Raw genomic sequence first — 16,900 nt, 5'->3', positions numbered from 1 at the left:
GGGAAATCTGGAATGGATGATCGCAGGAAAGATATCCGAAATCGTATCGCCAAGAGACGCAAGTTCAATGATAAACCGGCAGGTGGCAGTAGTTGGACGGAGATCCATAATGAGGAACCATATGGGATTGATTCATATAACGGGTATTCCGAGAAAGATCATCCGCTCTTCAAGAAAGAATATTTTTTCTTTAAAATCCTTGCCAGTGTATGCCTGTTCTTGATTATCGCTGTGATGTTCAAACACCCTTCTGTAAGGCTGGACCCTGCCAGAAGTTTTGTCACGGAGAATATGAACAAGGAATTTCAATTCGCTTCAATCTCCAACTGGTATGAAAGTGCGTTTGGTAAACCGATCGCTTTTTTACCGAATGAAGCCGATAAGGAAACCGTTGATTCGAATGGAGAATATGCAATGCCAGCCTCTGCGAAGATTACCCAAAACTTCGAGACGAACGGTGAGGGAATCATATTGGAAACGAGCAAAGGCTCAAAGGTCGAAGCCGTAAATGAAGGGGTAGTCATTTTTGCCGGTGAAAAGGAGGGGATTGGAAAGACGGTCGTCATTCAGCATGCCAATAAAAGTGAATCTTGGTATGGGCAGCTGGAAGGAATTGATGTGAAATTGTATGAGTTCGTTAAAAAGGGCAATGAAGTCGGACAGGTTACACTAAGTGAAGATGGATCCAAGGGCAGATTTTATTTGGCGATAAAAGAAAATGATGCTTTCGTCGATCCTAAAAAGGTGATTTCCTTTGAGTGAATATGGGAAATTACTGTTTAAAATCAGGGTGCACCCGACATTGTGGTTTGTCATTGGCATCGCCATCCTCACTGCCCATTTCGTTGAAGTGATGATGCTGTTGCTCATCGTCTTCATTCATGAAATGGGGCATGCTGTCTGTGCCCAGCATTTCAAATGGCGGATAAAGTCAATCCAGCTGCTTCCTTTTGGCGGGGCTGTCGAGACTGAGGAGTACGGAAATAAGAGTTTGAAGGAGGATTTGGCGGTGGTGCTTGCCGGTCCGCTTCAACATGTTTGGCTCATTGGTGCAGCTTTTTTGCTCTATTTCTTTTCTATCATTCCATATGAGCTGTATCAGCCTTTTTTGTATATGAATCTTATGCTGCTGATTTTTAATCTGCTGCCAATTTGGCCCTTGGACGGTGGACGGCTGCTATTCATCGGTGTATCCCTATACTGCACCTTTCTGGAAGCGCAGAAACATACACTTCACTTTTCTGCAGTATTCGCTGTCCTGGCTTTTTTGACCTGGATCATTCTGGATCCGCTCAATTTGAACATCTGGCTCATCATCTTTTTCATAAGTCTCTCACTCGTCATGGAATGGCGGCAGAGGTATTATGCTTTCATCCGCTTTCTTTTGCAGCGCCATTACGGGCATACGAATGATTTAGCGAAACTGAAGCCAATCTCGGTGGATTCACAAGAACCGATTTATAAAGTGCTGGAACTGTTTCAACGCGGTTGTAAACACCCCGTCATCATCATGAAAAACGGGAAAGAGAGCGGCTCGTTGGATGAAACGGAAATCCTTCACGCCTATTTTTCCGAGAAAATGACAAACGGGAAAATCGGCGACCTATTATATTCTTATTAAATATGTTATCCTTTCTTCAAATTGAGGAGAGGATTTTTTTTGATGAAAAAAATGATCGCGAACCTAGCTTCACGCGAAAAAAGAGTGGCTGTACTAGAGAATGGTGTTTTACGTAAACTTGAAATCATGCCGCCTCAAAAGCGCAGTACGGTCGGTAATATTTATCTTGGGAAAGTGACGAAGGTTTTACCGGGAATGGATGCCGTCTTCATTGATTATGGTGCAGAGAAGAATGGTTTTTTACACCGTGACGAGATTCCCTCTTTCCAGCTGACAAAAAAAAGTGATGGGAAAACATCCATCGGTCAATTTGTCCATCAGGGAGAAAAGCTGCTAGTTCAGGTGACTCGGGATGAAACGGGCACCAAAGGAGCTAAATTGACTGGGCTGATCGAGTTTTCAACAGAATCCCTCGTATACATACATGGAATAGATTATGTTGGTGTTTCAAAGAAATTCAAAAACAATGATCTTCAAAAGCAGTGGCGGGAAACGGCCTTGCAGCATAAAAATCCTGATGAGGGATTGATTGTCCGCACCTCGATGGAGAACGAAAGTGAATCGGTATTCCTTGACAGGTTAACTGGATTGCGGGAGCTCTATAAAGGGCTTGAAGTTAAGGCTGCGTCCTTTAAGGCCCCGTCCATACTCTATGAGAGGGACGCATACCTTGACATGATCATTTCTGAAATGTCTTCGGGAACGGCGACAGGGGAACTTGCCATCGATGATTTCGAGGCTTATCTGGAGTTGAAAAAGTGGATACAGGAAAACCGTAAGGAGTGGGATATATCCCATGTATCGGGTCCAAAGAATATTTTTTCCGAATGGAATGTCGAAGCGCAAGTTGAGAAAATGGCCAAGAAAATCGTTTGGCTAGAGAATGGCGGATATTTAATTTTTGAAGAAACGGAAGCTTTCACCGTAATCGATGTCAATTCAGGTAAGTTCACCGGCAAGGTGGCGAAGGAAGCAACATTGTTTGCGGTTAATCAGGCTGCGGCGAAAGAAGTCGCCCGTCAACTGAGATTGAGGAATATCAGCGGGATCATCTTGATAGATTTCATCAATATGGACAATTCACGGCATGAGCAGGAAATCATCGATATCGTCAAAAAGGAAGCGGTGAGGGATGAGAAGCGAATCCAGGTCATCGGCTTTACGGAATTGGGCATTTTACAAATGACGAGAAAACGAACCTCCCCGTCTTTAAGTGAAATGATGTCGGTACCATGCCCGGTGTGCAGTGGAAGCGGTAAAATCGAGAGCCCGGAAACGGTGGCCTTCCGGTTGGAACGGGAACTGCTGGAACACAGGAAGACGGATGATGAAGCAGTCTGGGTGGAGGTCAGTAAAGCGGTGGCGGACGTGCTGCTTGGTGAAAAAGAATCATATCGGCCGGCACTGGAGGAATTGATCGCTAAAAAGATATACCTATCTTTTATCCCAGGTTCGAGGAATGCCTATTCCATCAAGCGCTTCGGAAGCATTCAGGAAATCGGGAGGGCTTTCGAGTGAAGAGCGGGAATTCTAATAAATATATTGACAGCCTTTCCTGTTTCATGTTAGGATTTTAATGTTATGTTTGTAGCACCCGTGCTACAACCGCTCAACAACAGGTTTTAAGCTTTTGCCTTTCTGGTAAAACGCCTGTGATTGGCGAGTCTGAGACATTTAAGGAGGTGCAAGTATGTACGCAATTATCGAAACTGGCGGTAAACAAATTAAAGTAGCAGCTGGCGAAGCGGTTTACATTGAAAAATTAAACGCAGAAGCAGGCGAAACTGTTACATTTGACAAAGTTTTATTCGTAGGTGGCGAAGACGTGAAAGTCGGTGCTCCACTAGTGGAAGGCGCTACTGTAACAGGTACTGTCGAGAAACAAGGTAAGCAAAAGAAAATCACTGTTTTCAAATACAAAGCGAAGAAAAACAATCGTAAAAAACAAGGTCATCGTCAACCATACACAAAAGTTGTTATCGAAGCAATCAACGCGTAAGGGCTGATTCTAGATGATTAAAGTTGTCTTTGATGCTCCGCAGGAACGGATTACTTCGTTCACCTTAAGCGGACATGCTAATTTTGCTAAAAAAGGTTCAGATATCGTTTGTGCAGGTGTATCGGCTGTTTCCTTCGGGTCAGTCAATGCGATTATGTCCTTAACGGATGTAGAGCCTGAGATTGAGCAAGGGAGAGAGGGCGGCTATCTTCGCTGCGTTATTCCGGCGAATCTTTCACCGGAATCCGAAGAAAAGGTGCAGCTGCTCTTGAACAGTATGCTCATATCACTGCAAACTATCGAACGTGATTATGGTAAATACATGAAAATTATCCTCAACCAATAGGAGGTGGAACAAATGTTAAGATTAAATCTTCAGTTCTTCGCTTCGAAAAAAGGAGTAGGTTCTACAAAGAACGGACGTGACTCTCAATCTAAGCGTCTTGGCGCTAAACGTGCAGATGGTCAATTCGTTTCTGGTGGTTCTATCCTTTACCGTCAACGCGGAACAAAAATCTATCCAGGTGAGAACGTAGGCCGTGGTGGAGACGATACTCTATACGCTAAAGTAGACGGTGTTGTTAAATTCGAACGTTTCGGACGTGACCGTAAAAAAGTAAGCGTATATCCAGTTGCACAAGAAGCATAATTGGCATCTTTGAACAGAGGCTGACTCAAAAGGGTCTGATTCCTTCTACAAGACACTATATACCGCGTCATTTTTAATAATGGTATGTTATATAGTGATGAAGGGGTCCGGCCCTTTATTTATACTATAGGAACGAACCAGCATTTTGCAGGAGACTTTAGTCATTAGTATAAGGAAAACAACCTCTGACTTACAAATGGCTCGCCAATAGGCGGGCTTTCTTAAACTTTCAGGGGGGAAATCCAAGAATACTCATCCATCCGATTTGGTTAAACCAAATAGACACTCCAATTCAACTATAATATCTCCAATTGGTGCATAAATAAGGCCCATTCTCTTTTTTAGTTCAAATGGCTCTACCATCGTCCAAAGAACTCAGGGTGTGCGGCTGTATTTTTTGGACGGGGGCTTTCATGTGAAGGCATGTGAATCAAGCTTCATTTCCTGTTTGTTGTTTTTTTGATATACTGTACAAATGGAAGTATTCAACATGATAGAGCCGAAAAAAGTTTCTTTATCATAATTGAAGGTGTTAATAATGGATAAAAATTGGACGACTATTGAAACTCTGCGTCAAACCAGGCATGACTGGCTGAATAAAATTCAAATCATCAAAGGGAATCTGGAGTTGAACAGAATCGATCGTGTCAAGGGCATCATTGATGAAATCATTGTTGAAACCCAGAATGAAGCACGCCTTTCCAGTTTGAATTTACCTAAATTCACCGAGATGCTGTTGACGTCGAATTGGAATAATGGATCCTTTTATTGCGAATATGAAATCATTGATGTTTTTGAAGGCTCAACTGAGATGGACGGGCTGATGTATCGCTGGACAAACGATTTCTTTAAAATTCTGGATAAGAATCTGGATCCGTTTTTTGAAAATATACTGGCTGTTTCCATGTGTAAAAAAGAAGTGAGCGATATGCACTGTTCATTTCATATGCAAGGCAGGTTCATTGATCAATCCCCAGTGATCGAGTTTTTGGAAAGTTCATTGACGGCCGAGCAATCAATAGAAATTCTTGAATGTATTGAGGATGAAATATTTTTTAAGATGGATATTAACTTTTAGAGAAGTATACAGCAAGAAATGACTTGCAGAAAACAAGGAAGTGATAGCATGTTTGTCGATCAAACGAAAGTCTATGTAAAAGGCGGAGACGGTGGTAACGGGATAGTTGCTTATCGTCGTGAGAAATTCATACCTAAAGGCGGACCTGCTGGCGGAGATGGCGGTAATGGGGCCAATGTCGTTTTTGAAGTGGAAGAAGGCTTGCGTACATTAATGGATTTCCGTTATCAACGTCACTTTAAGGCACCTCGCGGAGAACATGGCATGTCCAAAAACATGCATGGTGCGGCTGCAAAGGATATGGTCATCAAGGTTCCACCAGGCACGGTTGTCATTGATGATAAAACGAAGGAAGTCATTGCTGATTTAGTTGAGCACGGGCAACGCGCCATTATCGCCAAGGGTGGCCGCGGAGGCCGGGGAAATTCCCGCTTTGCAACACCTGCCAATCCTGCACCTGAAATCGCTGAGAACGGCGAACCGGGCCAAGAACGCGATATAGTCATGGAATTGAAACTATTGGCTGATGTCGGTTTGGTTGGTTTCCCAAGTGTAGGGAAATCCACGTTGCTTTCTGTCGTATCAGCAGCAAGGCCTAAAATTGCCGAATACCATTTTACGACGATCGTACCGAACCTGGGAATGGTGGAAACGGAAGATCACCGTAGCTTTGTCATGGCCGATTTACCTGGTCTGATCGAAGGCGCTTCAGAAGGTGTGGGCCTTGGACATCAATTCCTGCGCCATATTGAAAGAACAAGGGTAATCGTTCATGTAATCGATATGTCGGGTCTTGAAGGCCGGGATCCATATGAAGACTATCAAACAATCAATAAAGAGTTGGAAGAGTATAACCTGCGCTTGACTGAACGTCCGCAAATCATTGTAGCAAGCAAAATGGATATGCCGGACTCAGAAGATAACTTAGCGGCATTCAAAGAAAAGCTGGAAGAAGACTATCCTGTCTTCCCGATTTCTGCCGTGACGCGTGAAGGGATCCGTGAGCTTCTTTATGCAATTGCCGATAAAATCGAAGAGACGCCTGAGTTCCCTCTTGAACATGAAGAAGAGAATACTGGAATCCACCGGGTTCTATATAAACATACATCACAGTCTGATGAATTTAACATTGAACGCGAACCCGATGGCAGTTTTGCCGTATCAGGATTCAAGATCGAGCGTCTATTCAAAATGACTGACTTCACCCGTGATGAGTCCGTGCGTCGTTTCGCCAGACAGCTTCGATCATTCGGAGTCGACGAAGGCCTTCGCCAAAAAGGTGCGACAAATGGCGATATCGTCCGTATCCTTGAATATGAATTTGAATTTGTTGATTGATTGTAAACCATGATGGCAGGCAAAAGGAGGCGTGCGAAGTTTGAATAAGGCCGATCAGAAGTTTTTCCTCGTTCGAGAGGATGTCCTTCCCGAAGCGATGAAAAAAACGCTGGATGCAAAAGAAATGATTGAACGGGGAAAAGCAGAATCAGTTTGGGAAGCGGTAAAGCGAGTGGACCTAAGCAGGAGTGCATTTTACAAATACCGTGACACGGTTTTTCCGTTTCATACAGTTGTTAAGGAAAAGCTGATTACACTGTTCTTCTATCTCGAAGATCGTTCTGGTACTCTATCGGAGCTCTTACGGCTCGTCGCCTCATCCGGTTGCAACATCATGACCATCCACCAAACGATTCCTTTGCAGGGACGTGCAAATGTCACCCTATCCCTTAATACGGGTGGGATGACGATGGATATTGATGATCTGCTTACTAAACTGCGTAAAATGGAGTTCGTCGAAAAAGTCGAAATCATTGGTAACGGCGCATGAAAACAGCCTGTACATTTCAGATGTACAGGCTGTTTTCATTTGTAAGAGGAAATTAACGATTAAGTATTGTAAAAAATCAGAAAATGGCATAACATAAACAGTAGATTTTCCGTGAGAAGGAGTTTATAATATGACATCAAAAATTGCATTTCTTGGACCAAAAGCAACATTCACGGATTTAGCTGTATCGCGACTATTTCCTAATGATATAAAAATACCGATGAACACGATTCCGGACTGCCTTGATGCTGTTCGGGACGGGGAAGTGAATCACGCGCTCGTGCCGATCGAGAATGCTTTGGAGGGCTCGGTAAATATAACGATGGATTACTTAGTCCATGAAGTCACATTACCGATGAAAGGCGAAGTGACGATTCCAATCCAACAGCATTATATGGTGCATCCAGATCATGCATATCCTGGTTTCAAACCTGACATGGTTTATTCGCATTCCCATGCCATTGCTCAATGCCGCAAATTTCTACATAATGAGCTAAGGGGCATTCCATATGAGTATGTCACATCCACTGCAGCCGCTGCGAAGATGGTGATGGAGAATCCCGATATCAATATTGCTGCGATTGCAAATGATATGGCTGCGGAAGAGTACGGTTTGACGATTGTAAAACAAAATATTCACGATTACGAACATAATCACACCAAGTTTATCGTCGTATCCAACAGTGAAGTCGACTTTGAAGGGCATTTGACCGTTGAAGGGGACAAGAAAACGACCTTGATGATTCAGCTGCCTGCTGACCACTCAGGACAGCTGCACCAAGTCCTTTCCGCTTTTTCCTGGAGGAAACTGAACCTTTCCAAGATTGAATCGAGACCAATGAAAACAGGATTGGGCAATTACTTCTTCATCATCGACATCGAAATGTCTCTTGATGATGTCCTCATCCCAGGAGCGATCTCTGAGCTCGAGGCCTTAGGATGTACGGTTTCGATCATGGGAAGCTATTCATGCTTTAAAGTCCGAACTGGTGTACCGCAACGATGAATGATAAATGGTATAACCTCAGCTGAGTTTTATACAATGAATAAGAAGGGTGCCCCGGGAGTATTTCCGGGGCATTTTTTGTGTTCGTTAAGATTTATAATTCAATATATAGCAATAGACAGGAAGAAATGCTATTCATTATTTGATTTTGAGGAAGATGGTTTTAAAGTTTTTCATGATAAAAAGAGCCTATGATTCTGGATGGAAAACAAACACCGATTGTGATGAACGCAAATACAATAAGTAAATCCAGTTAGTCCGCCTGTGGAAATGGGAACAGTAATACATACGTTGATGACTAAATCAGTGGAAGCACCTTTTTTATTAAAAATGCAGAGAGAGGATGGTGGTCAGCAGAGATGGATAATCAATTCAATTTTGTTGCAGGCGATTGGGAATTAGATGCAAGCGATAGGCGGAATTGCCGAACTTAAAAATAGTGTTCTAGAAAAAGACCAAGAAAAGGATGAAAAGGAAGAAGAGCAAGATAAGGAGCAGGAACTACAAAATATCAATATCCTTATATGGAAGAGAAGCCATCTGATGCTGAATTAATCCAAGCGACGGGAGGCTGGGTTCAGGCGGTCGGTTCCGTCATTAGTCTTATCGGGCAGTTGAGAAGTAACGAGGAAGAAAACTCCGGGGAAGGCAGCTCAAATGAAAGCAATTCCGTTGATGAGTGAGCATAATGGCCAATAAAAAAATCCTCAAAAGACATGGCTTTTGAGGATTTTGCGTTCATTCAATCGACTAAAATGCCAGCATCCCTTAGAGCACACTCCGCTTCGTCGAGCAATTCTTCAGATGCTGCGCTTAGTGTATGGAGATGGATGCCGCTCGTCAGTTCCGATAAAAAAGATGCGTTCGTTGCCGTCACCCTTGAAAGGAATTGCTGAACTTCCTTCCGGCTGCTGACCATGATGGAAGCGGTTAGGTCGCCGTATACGGGGTGCTCGATTTTGACATCTTTAACCGTGATGCCAATATCCACGAGTAAATATAGCTCTTCTTGGGTCCGCGAAGGATCGTGTTGGCAAGCAATGATCCTTTCCGGCTTTTGCGTGCTCCCCGTTTGTAAGTACAGATAGCCTTGGCTCGTGGCAATGATAGGTTCATTCCGCGCTTTCAGGAGGGTTATGTCACCAACGATAACCTGCCGGCTTACATTCGTTATCTGCGAAAGCTCGCTGCCCGTTACAGGCTCCGCGCTTGTTTGCAATAAATGTAAGAGTTTCGTCCGTCTTTCTTCCCCGAGTAATTTCTTTCTTTCCATAAACATTCACCTCTTTAATTACAAACATTCTAACACAGTTTGGAGGGTTTTATCGAATGGCAGCTATTCCTTCGATGCATTCCGCCAACTTGTGAATGTCGTCCGCCGTCGTGTTTTTGCCAAAGGAAAGGCGGACGAATTGATGGGCTTCATCTTTGCTTTTCCCAATGGCCATCATCGTTTTTGAAGGATCCTGTTTACCGATTTGACAGGCGCTTCCCGTCGAAACAGCGAATCCTTTCTGGTTTAATTCCAGCATGATGTACTGTCCTTGCAATCCAGCGAAGGTCAGCGCCAGAATGTGAGGTAATTGCTCGCTTTTTGCTTCGATGATTTGAAAATCAATTTTCCTTTCCATTAGCCGTTGGATCAATTGCATCCTAAGTGTGGAAATCCGTTTCCGTTCATCTTCCATGATATCCCCCAATTTCTTGGCAGCGGTTACGAAGGAAGCAATTCCGGGGACGTCCACTGTTCCTGGTCTGAAACCATATTCATGAGTGATATTCGGTACCGAAGGCTTCAACCGGTGGATGTCCGGGAAAATGACGGCCCCAGTCCCTTTTGGACCATAAACTTTATGACTGGAAACGGATAATCCATCACATGAGGCAGCTATCTTCCCGAGCGGTAATTTAGCAAATGATTGGACACAATCCACATGAAAAAAAGCCTGGTGTTTTCGAACGATTTCACTTATTTGTTCAATGGGTTGAATGACCCCGATTTCCGAATTCACATGCTGGACAATGACCAAGCATGTTTTCTCCGACATACATTCCTGCAAATGTTCAATATCAACCCGGCCATCTTTCAAATGCCTTAAATAAGTAACCTCGAATCCTTCTTGTTCAAGTTTTTCAACGAAATTGGCAAGAGATGCATGTTCAGTTCTGCTTACAATCAAGTGGTTCTGCCAGGATGGTTTCGAAGCGATGAATGTATCGATGGCAAGCATGTTGCTTTCTGATCCGCCGCTCGTAAAGATGATTCCTTCCTTTTTTATGTTCAGCATTTCTGCGAGTTGCTGCCGTGACATATCCAATAAACGTGCCGCTTCAGAGCCAATATCATGCAAACTGCTCGCATTCCCGAAAAACTTCCGGGAAGCTTGGCTGAATACGTCGAGAGCCTCCTCATCAATCGGAGTTGTTGCGGCGTAATCCAAATAAATCAAGAAATCACTTCCATCCTTTAATCTTAAAAAACTCTTGATAATAGTTTAATAATATGTAAATATAGTTGTCAAGACACCTGTCGTAAACAGGAGGAATGAAATAATGGTAAAAGCGGAAATCATCGTGATAGGCAGCGGGATTGCTGCCTTGAAAACGGCATTGGAAGCAAGTGAACATAAGCATGTGATACTCATCACAAAATCAAATATCCGTCATGGTAATTCTTATTTAGCACAGGGCGGGATTGCTGCTGCAATATCTGATCGTGACCGAGTATCCTTTCATAAAAAAGATACGCTGGCGGCTGGTCAGCGATATAACAAGGTGAAGGCAGTGGAAAAACTCGTCGAAGAGGCACCTTCGGTTATAGCTGAACTTATTGATTCGGGTATGCGATTTGACCATGATGATGACGGAACTCTATTGCTTGGCATGGAGGGCGCCCACAGTGAACGAAGAATCCTTCATAGTCACGGGGATGCTACAGGAAAGTACATGATGGAACATCTTATAGGGCGCTTGAAAAAATCATCGATTACTGTGATGGAGAATGTTGCTGCAGTGGAGTTGATCATAGGGCAAGATGATTCTTGCATAGGAGTCAAAACACTTGATAAGGCAGGGGATCTTGTTGCCTATCATGCGGAACATACGGTTTTGGCTACAGGCGGCTGTGGTTCCCTATACCATTTCACTTCAAATTCACAAACGGTTTCAGGTGATGGAATCGCACTTGCATTCAAGGCCGGTGCAATAGTTCGTGACATGGAATTCATACAATTCCATCCGACCCTGCTTTTTGTGAATGGCAAAGCGAAAGGGCTCGTTTCAGAAGCGGTTCGCGGGGATGGTGCGAGATTAGTGACGGAAATGGGAAGGCCGATCATGGAGGATGTCCATAGCTTAAAAGATCTAGCACCAAGGCATATTGTTGCACAGACGATTTTTTCTTATTTGCAGCGTGGTGAAAAGGTATTTTTAGATATTTCGATGATTAAGGATTTTAAAAATCGTTTTCCGACAGTGAGCTCATTGTGTGAAAAAAGCGGGCTGGACCTTCAATTGGGGAAAATCCCGGTTGCACCAGGAAACCATTTTCTAATGGGAGGGATTGAAGTGGATGAATCGGGGCAAACCTCTGTACCCTCTTTGTATGCAGTTGGTGAAGTGGCATGCACTGGTGTACATGGTGCAAACCGATTGGCAAGCAACTCCCTTCTCGAAGGATTGGTTTTTGGAAATACGCTTGGCCGTTTCCTAGCTAAAGCCCCGGCAAGGTCGATACCGGAAGAGAAAGAGCAGTCCAAGAGTTCCAGTCAAATTTCCTTTTTACCTGATCTCACGACATTGCAGGAAAAATTAATGAATGAAGCGGGAATCGTTCGAAATGAAGCGGGTTTAACTCGACTGAAGGATTATCTTGAGACATTTAATATCGAAAAATTGCTGCATATGGAAGTAACGGCATTATCGATACAAGAAATAACGAAAATCAATGCCATAATCGTGGCGTGGCTGATTGCCGAATCCGCATTGACCAGAACGGAAAGCAGGGGCGGTCATTTCCGCAGTGACTATCCAAACGAGGATGACGCCCAATGGCTTGAAAATTCGGTTATCCTTGCTTGCACGGATGTAAAAAACCGAGTGAAAGGGAGACGACTATATGAATATATTGAAGCTTAAGCAGATGCTGCAACAATTTTTAATGGAAGATATAGGGGAATGCGATGTAACGAGTGATACGATTTTTGATCAAGGTGAACAAGGAACTTTGACATTCATCGCAAAAGAAGGCGGGGTCTTTAGTGGAGGGGACGTCATCAAGACGGGATTTGCATTGTTGGATGAGCAAATCGAGGTTTTCCTTTTTGTTCAAGATGGAGAAGTTTTCGAAGAAGGACAGCAGCTTGCGAAAATGACCGGCGATATGGCCTCCCTTTTAAAAGGGGAACGGGTCGTTTTGAATCTAGTGCAGCGTATGTCCGGCATTGCGACACAGGCTCATAAAGCTGCCATGATTTTAGCGGGGACGAAGACGAGAGCATGTGATACGAGGAAAACTACGCCAGGCCTGCGGATGCTTGAAAAATATGCGGTCCGTTCCGGCGGGGCATTCAATCACCGATATGGTCTGTATGATGCAGTCATGATAAAGGACAACCATATTTCTTTCGCTGGGTCCATAACGAAAGCGGTTCAAACGGTAAAATCCAAATTGGGACATACCACTAAAGTGGAGGTGGAAACGGAATCACCACAACAGGTGCTTGAAGCTGTGGAAGCCGGTGCAGATATCATCATGTTCGATAACCGGAGCCCCGAAGAAATCAAGCAACTGATTAAATTGGTTCCCGCCCACATCATAACTGAAGCTTCTGGAGGGATCCATTTAGACAATCTAGCCTCATATCGGGAAACAGGGGTAGATTATATTTCGTTGGGCAGCTTGACGCACAGTGTCAGAGTACTTGATATTAGCGCAAAGGTCAAAGAGCAGGAGGGGATATTGAAATGAACATTTTGGAGATGGCTAAAACAGCAGGAAATGCATTGCCTGAAAAGTATAAAACGATGACAAAGGAAGAGATGGAGAATCGGGTCCATGAGATTAAGAAACGACTGGGGAACCGTCTTTATATCCCAGGTCATCATTATCAACGGGAGGAAGTCATTCAATTTTCGGATTCAACGGGGGATTCACTTCAATTGGCCCAGCTTTCCGCGCAAAATCGCGAAGCGGATTATATCGTGTTTTGTGGCGTGCATTTCATGGCTGAAACAGCGGATATTTTGACGGAAGAAGGGCAGACGGTTATCCTTCCTGACATGCGTGCAGGCTGCTCCATGGCGGATATGGCCGATATTGAACAAACGGAACGGGCGTGGACAAAGCTTCAGGATTTATTTGGCGATACGATCCTTCCGCTAACTTATGTGAATTCCACTGCGGCCATCAAAGCTTTTGTAGGGAAAAATGGCGGGGCGACGGTGACGTCTTCCAATGCACAGGGGATGGTCTCGTGGGCCCTCTCGCAAAAAGAAAGAATCCTTTTTCTTCCCGATCAGCACCTTGGGAGGAATACCGCCTTTGACCTTGGAATCCCATTGAATGAAATGGCTGTCTGGGATCCGCATAAGGATGAATTGATCTATGAAGGGGAACTGGAAGATCTGAAGGTACTTCTTTGGAAAGGACATTGTTCAGTCCATGAAAATTTCACTACGGCGAATATTGAAACGCTTAGAGCGGAGCAGCCTGAAATGAATATCATCGTTCATCCCGAATGTCGCCGTGAGGTAGTCGCCTTGTCAGATTATGCGGGTTCGACATCGTATATTATAAATATGATCGAAAAAGCCGAACCAGGTAGTTCTTGGGCAATCGGCACGGAAATGAACCTTGTCAAGCGTCTTATCGCCAATAATCCTGACAAGAACATCATCTCGTTAAATCCGAATATGTGTCCATGTCTTACAATGAACCGGATTGATCTGCCTCACCTGCTATGGGCGCTTGAATCCATTGAAGAAGGTATCATCATCAATCCGATAAAAGTGGAAAAGAACATTGCGGATAATGCCATCCTAGCATTAAACAGAATGCTGGAGCGCGTTTGAGTCAGTGCTTTCTAAAAAGATTTTGGATCATAATAAAAAGGGGGATTAGACCCCCTTTTTATTATGTAATCGAAACAGGTAAGAACTTTTAAAGGTTATTCGCTTTAAAAGTATTGCCTTCATTCATATCACCGGATTTAAATCCTTTATTGAACCACCGTTTCCTCTGTTCGGAAGTACCATGCGTGAAGCTTTCTGGCACCACGTACCCTTGTGCTCTTTCTTGGATACGGTCATCCCCCACACCACTTGCTGCATTCAAGGCCTCCTCAAGATCGCCTTCTTCAAGCAAATTCTCTCCTTGGACATGATGTGCCCAAACTCCAGCCAAATAATCGGCCTGTAATTCAAGACGGACAGAAAACCTATTGTATTCGGTCTCGCTGACCTTTGAACGATCGGGCATTTCCTTTTCCGTTGTCCCTAAAAGTGTCTGAACGTGATGTCCGACTTCGTGGGCAATGACATAGGCCATGGCGAAATCCCCGGGTGCCTGGAATTCTTGCTTTAACTCTTGATAAAAGCTGAGATCAATATATAGTTTCATGTCACCCGGACAATAAAATGGCCCTACCGAAGAAGCTGCCATCCCGCATGCCGATTCGACACTACCCGAATACAGGACAAGGTTCGGTTCCTTATATTCCAGTCCATTTTTACGGAATTCTTCTGTCCAGACCTGCTCCGTTTCTGCAAGGACGACAGATACAAACTGCGCAAGTTCCTTCTCTTCATCAGTTTCGACATAAGAGCCGCCATTGTTTGATTCAGTGGAATTCAAGCTGCCTAGCAATTCGCTTGGATTACCGCCAAGGAGCGTCACGATCAAGACAATTACCAATCCGACCCCTCCGCCGATTCCGGCCATGCCTTTTGTGCTCATGCCTCTTTTGTCCTCGACGTTCGAGCTGCCCTGTCTACCTTTCCATTTCATTATTATTACCCCCAGGGATGTAAGATAAGTACCTGAAGACAAAGCCTTAGGTCATTACTTTCTTATACCCGGATTTCCCTGAGTTTAGACAGAAGCCTGAAAGAAGCGTTTCAGGAATGGAATCCAAAGGGGTGAATTTCCTTTTACGAGATGTCCCATCATTTATTTCGTCTCCAAAAAAGTACCTTCTATGTCCCTAAATCATTGATCCAATCATAAAAGTCATTTTTCACGCATATGTTTTCATGATAAAAATAATAGCAATTCACCCACTGCTTCATAGAATATATGGACATATGCACAGGAGGGGTTAACAGCGTGAAAATTCATATAGTCCAAAAAGGCGATACACTTTGGAAACTCGCCAAAAAATACGGCGTCAGTTTTGAAGAACTTAAAAAAGTTAACGCACAATTAAGCAACCCGGACATGATGATGCCTGGAATGAAAATTAAAATACCAGGGACATCCGGAGCTGTAATAAAAGAAACGGGTAAACCAAACGTGAATATTCAGCCGGGAATGAAAGAATCCCAAACTCAACAGTTCCAGCCTCAGTCAGCACCTAAGAAAGAGCAGCAAATTATGCAAAAACCGGCTGTTAAAGAACATCCGAAATTTCAACAACCAGTAAAAGAACAGCCGAAATTTCAACAGCCGATAAAAGAGCAACCTATCATTCAAAAACCAGTAAAAGAGCAGAAAATCGTTCCACAGCCAGTTAAGAAAGAGCAGAAAATCGTTCAGCCAAAGCCAATCATTAAAGAAAAGCAAGTAATCGTTCCAAAAGAAGTGCCAGTGCCCATGCCGGTGATTCCGGAGATCGACGTCAATAATTATTATATGGTCAACATGACCAATATGAGTGTGCAAAAGCCTCCAGCACCACCACCTTTACCAAAGAAAAAAGAAGAGCCAGTAACCAAAAAGAAGAAAAAGCCAGCTGTACAGCCAGCTCAGGAATATAGTGAGCCGGTGGATGATTGTATTCCAGTAACGCCAATCTTGCCTGGAAGCGGTTATTGTATTCAGCCGCCACCATGGGCGCAAATGCACATGCAAGGTATGCAACAAGCACCATATCAAGGCGCACAAGGGTATCAGGCGGCTCCGGAAATACAAGGTTATCAAATGATGGAAGAGAGCTCTGATGCTTGGGGGGAATCTCCTGACATGCAAATGATGGATCAAGGATTCGTCCAAGGGGCGAGCATGAATGCAACAAGCCAGCAACATTATCCATATCAAGCCTCCGCACCGGTTCCGCACCATTATTATGGAGGGATGAATCAACAAGCTCAGGCAGCAGGTTCATATATGCAACAAGATTATGAGTCACCAGGCGAATCGCCTTCTTCATACAATCAAAACTACCCTCAGCATTATTCCCAGACTGCCGGTGAGGATGAGGAGGATTGCGGCTGTAATAAGGGGGTACTTGGAACTTATGGGCCGGAAGTGAAGGGGCAGTATCAAGGGAACAAAAAAATGGATGCCAATGCACATCACCATCCAGATTATCACCAATATCAATCCGTTCAATCACAGCAGCAGGCCTCATACCCAGGGATGTCACCGAAACAGTCTCAGATGGGAATGGAGATGCCATTCCAATATGAAGATGAGTCAGAAGAATCATATGATGGATTCATGATGATGGGCGGCCAAAACCCAGGCCAGCCAGGTATGATGATGGGCGGCCAAAACCCAGGC

Annotated in this window: 18 protein-coding genes and 1 other annotated feature; of the genes, 15 read left to right on the top strand and 3 right to left on the bottom strand. The window is 44.0% G+C overall.

Annotation, left to right across the window (positions count from 1 at the left end; translation table 11 throughout):
- Window positions 1-12: 12 nt before the first annotated feature.
- The 11 genes from FNK51_RS19235 to FNK51_RS26690 all read left to right on the top strand — a co-directional run bounded on the left by FNK51_RS19235 (window position 13) and on the right by FNK51_RS26690 (window position 8,736).
- The gene (locus FNK51_RS19235) at window positions 13-762 is read left to right on the top strand and encodes a M23 family metallopeptidase (RefSeq protein WP_141994346.1); all 750 of its coding nucleotides are present in this window, start codon (window positions 13-15) and stop codon (window positions 760-762) included.
- Window positions 755-1,621, top strand: a complete 867-nt coding sequence (locus FNK51_RS19230; protein WP_098370075.1) for a M50 family metallopeptidase — start codon at window positions 755-757, stop codon at window positions 1,619-1,621. Before FNK51_RS19235 ends, FNK51_RS19230 begins: the two co-directional genes overlap by 8 nt.
- Window positions 1,622-1,663: 42 nt before the next feature.
- Window positions 1,664-3,139: an Rne/Rng family ribonuclease gene (locus tag FNK51_RS19225; RefSeq protein WP_286178788.1), complete on the top strand. Its 1,476-nt coding sequence runs from the start codon at window positions 1,664-1,666 to the stop codon at window positions 3,137-3,139.
- 75 nt (window positions 3,140-3,214) lie between these two features.
- Window positions 3,215-3,298: a sequence feature (ribosomal protein L21 leader region), on the top strand.
- 13 nt (window positions 3,299-3,311) lie between these two features.
- A complete protein-coding gene (gene rplU, locus FNK51_RS19220) occupies window positions 3,312-3,620 on the top strand; it encodes a 50S ribosomal protein L21 (protein WP_034308849.1) in 309 nt (102 codons plus the stop codon).
- A gap of 13 nt (window positions 3,621-3,633) precedes the next feature.
- Complete coding sequence (locus tag FNK51_RS19215) at window positions 3,634-3,966, top strand: ribosomal-processing cysteine protease Prp (protein WP_056525537.1); 333 nt, start codon at window positions 3,634-3,636, stop codon at window positions 3,964-3,966.
- A 12-nt stretch (window positions 3,967-3,978) separates the two neighbouring features.
- Complete coding sequence (gene rpmA / locus FNK51_RS19210; RefSeq protein WP_034308845.1) at window positions 3,979-4,269, top strand: 50S ribosomal protein L27; 291 nt, start codon at window positions 3,979-3,981, stop codon at window positions 4,267-4,269.
- Between the two features lie 538 nt (window positions 4,270-4,807).
- The gene (locus tag FNK51_RS19205) at window positions 4,808-5,347 is read left to right on the top strand and encodes a Spo0B domain-containing protein (protein ID WP_141994344.1); all 540 of its coding nucleotides are present in this window, start codon (window positions 4,808-4,810) and stop codon (window positions 5,345-5,347) included.
- A 48-nt stretch (window positions 5,348-5,395) separates the two neighbouring features.
- Window positions 5,396-6,685: a GTPase ObgE gene (gene obgE / locus FNK51_RS19200; RefSeq protein WP_098370078.1), complete on the top strand. Its 1,290-nt coding sequence runs from the start codon at window positions 5,396-5,398 to the stop codon at window positions 6,683-6,685.
- 40 nt (window positions 6,686-6,725) lie between these two features.
- Window positions 6,726-7,175 carry an ACT domain-containing protein gene (locus FNK51_RS19195; protein ID WP_098370079.1) on the top strand — a complete coding sequence of 150 codons (450 nt, stop codon included), beginning with the start codon at window positions 6,726-6,728 and terminating at the stop codon, window positions 7,173-7,175.
- 130 nt (window positions 7,176-7,305) lie between these two features.
- Window positions 7,306-8,181 (top strand): prephenate dehydratase, encoded by an 876-nt coding sequence (gene pheA, locus FNK51_RS19190; protein WP_098370080.1) that lies wholly within the window; start codon window positions 7,306-7,308, stop codon window positions 8,179-8,181.
- A gap of 402 nt (window positions 8,182-8,583) precedes the next feature.
- Window positions 8,584-8,736 carry a hypothetical protein gene (locus FNK51_RS26690; RefSeq protein WP_181762299.1) on the top strand — a complete coding sequence of 51 codons (153 nt, stop codon included), beginning with the start codon at window positions 8,584-8,586 and terminating at the stop codon, window positions 8,734-8,736.
- A 187-nt stretch (window positions 8,737-8,923) separates the two neighbouring features.
- On the opposite strand, the gene FNK51_RS19185 is transcribed toward FNK51_RS26690, so the two are convergent.
- Both FNK51_RS19185 and FNK51_RS19180 read right to left on the bottom strand, forming a co-directional pair.
- Window positions 8,924-9,454, bottom strand: a complete 531-nt coding sequence (locus FNK51_RS19185; protein WP_098370081.1) for a transcription repressor NadR — start codon at window positions 9,452-9,454, stop codon at window positions 8,924-8,926.
- Between the two features lie 49 nt (window positions 9,455-9,503).
- Entirely contained in the window at window positions 9,504-10,631 is a 1,128-nt protein-coding gene (locus tag FNK51_RS19180; RefSeq protein ID WP_141994343.1) for an IscS subfamily cysteine desulfurase, read from the bottom strand.
- Between the two features lie 103 nt (window positions 10,632-10,734).
- Between FNK51_RS19180 and nadB the strand changes: the two genes are divergently transcribed.
- The 3 genes from nadB to nadA are packed head-to-tail and all read left to right on the top strand — an operon-like array spanning window position 10,735 to window position 14,253.
- Window positions 10,735-12,318 carry an L-aspartate oxidase gene (nadB, locus tag FNK51_RS19175; protein ID WP_141994342.1) on the top strand — a complete coding sequence of 528 codons (1,584 nt, stop codon included), beginning with the start codon at window positions 10,735-10,737 and terminating at the stop codon, window positions 12,316-12,318.
- Entirely contained in the window at window positions 12,299-13,150 is an 852-nt protein-coding gene (nadC, locus tag FNK51_RS19170; protein WP_141994341.1) for a carboxylating nicotinate-nucleotide diphosphorylase, read from the top strand. The genes nadB and nadC overlap by 20 nt, the downstream gene beginning before the upstream one ends.
- Window positions 13,147-14,253: a quinolinate synthase NadA gene (nadA, locus tag FNK51_RS19165; RefSeq protein WP_098370085.1), complete on the top strand. Its 1,107-nt coding sequence runs from the start codon at window positions 13,147-13,149 to the stop codon at window positions 14,251-14,253. Before nadC ends, nadA begins: the two co-directional genes overlap by 4 nt.
- A gap of 88 nt (window positions 14,254-14,341) precedes the next feature.
- Here nadA and ypfJ read toward each other — a convergent pair whose 3' ends face one another.
- Window positions 14,342-15,187, bottom strand: coding sequence for a KPN_02809 family neutral zinc metallopeptidase (gene ypfJ / locus FNK51_RS19160; RefSeq protein ID WP_141994340.1), 846 nt, complete (start codon window positions 15,185-15,187; stop codon window positions 14,342-14,344).
- Window positions 15,188-15,505: 318 nt separating this feature from the next.
- Here ypfJ and safA point away from each other — a divergent pair.
- A partial coding sequence (safA, locus tag FNK51_RS27295) for a SafA/ExsA family spore coat assembly protein (protein WP_286178779.1) occupies window positions 15,506-16,900 on the top strand: 1,395 nt, incomplete at its 3' end.

The sequence above is a fragment of the Bacillus sp. B4EP4a genome, assembly GCF_006680105.1.
Taxonomy (GTDB): Bacteria; Bacillota; Bacilli; order Bacillales; family DSM-1321; genus Peribacillus; species Peribacillus simplex_E.
Note: the sequence above shows the minus strand (reverse complement) of the source record. Positions and strands in the feature narration are given on the sequence as shown.

Coding starts and splice junctions, on each gene's coding strand:
- nadB (WP_141994342.1), top strand. CDS start 10,735: ATGGTAAAAGCGGAAATCATCGTGATAGGCAGCGGGATTGCTGCCTTG.
- ypfJ (WP_141994340.1), bottom strand. CDS start 15,187: ATGAAATGGAAAGGTAGACAGGGCAGCTCGAACGTCGAGGACAAAAGA.
- FNK51_RS26690 (WP_181762299.1), top strand. CDS start 8,584: ATGCAAGCGATAGGCGGAATTGCCGAACTTAAAAATAGTGTTCTAGAA.
- pheA (WP_098370080.1), top strand. CDS start 7,306: ATGACATCAAAAATTGCATTTCTTGGACCAAAAGCAACATTCACGGAT.
- nadC (WP_141994341.1), top strand. CDS start 12,299: ATGAATATATTGAAGCTTAAGCAGATGCTGCAACAATTTTTAATGGAA.
- nadA (WP_098370085.1), top strand. CDS start 13,147: ATGAACATTTTGGAGATGGCTAAAACAGCAGGAAATGCATTGCCTGAA.
- FNK51_RS19205 (WP_141994344.1), top strand. CDS start 4,808: ATGGATAAAAATTGGACGACTATTGAAACTCTGCGTCAAACCAGGCAT.
- rpmA (WP_034308845.1), top strand. CDS start 3,979: ATGTTAAGATTAAATCTTCAGTTCTTCGCTTCGAAAAAAGGAGTAGGT.
- FNK51_RS19185 (WP_098370081.1), bottom strand. CDS start 9,454: ATGGAAAGAAAGAAATTACTCGGGGAAGAAAGACGGACGAAACTCTTA.
- FNK51_RS19235 (WP_141994346.1), top strand. CDS start 13: ATGGATGATCGCAGGAAAGATATCCGAAATCGTATCGCCAAGAGACGC.
- FNK51_RS19215 (WP_056525537.1), top strand. CDS start 3,634: ATGATTAAAGTTGTCTTTGATGCTCCGCAGGAACGGATTACTTCGTTC.
- obgE (WP_098370078.1), top strand. CDS start 5,396: ATGTTTGTCGATCAAACGAAAGTCTATGTAAAAGGCGGAGACGGTGGT.
- FNK51_RS19225 (WP_286178788.1), top strand. CDS start 1,664: ATGAAAAAAATGATCGCGAACCTAGCTTCACGCGAAAAAAGAGTGGCT.
- rplU (WP_034308849.1), top strand. CDS start 3,312: ATGTACGCAATTATCGAAACTGGCGGTAAACAAATTAAAGTAGCAGCT.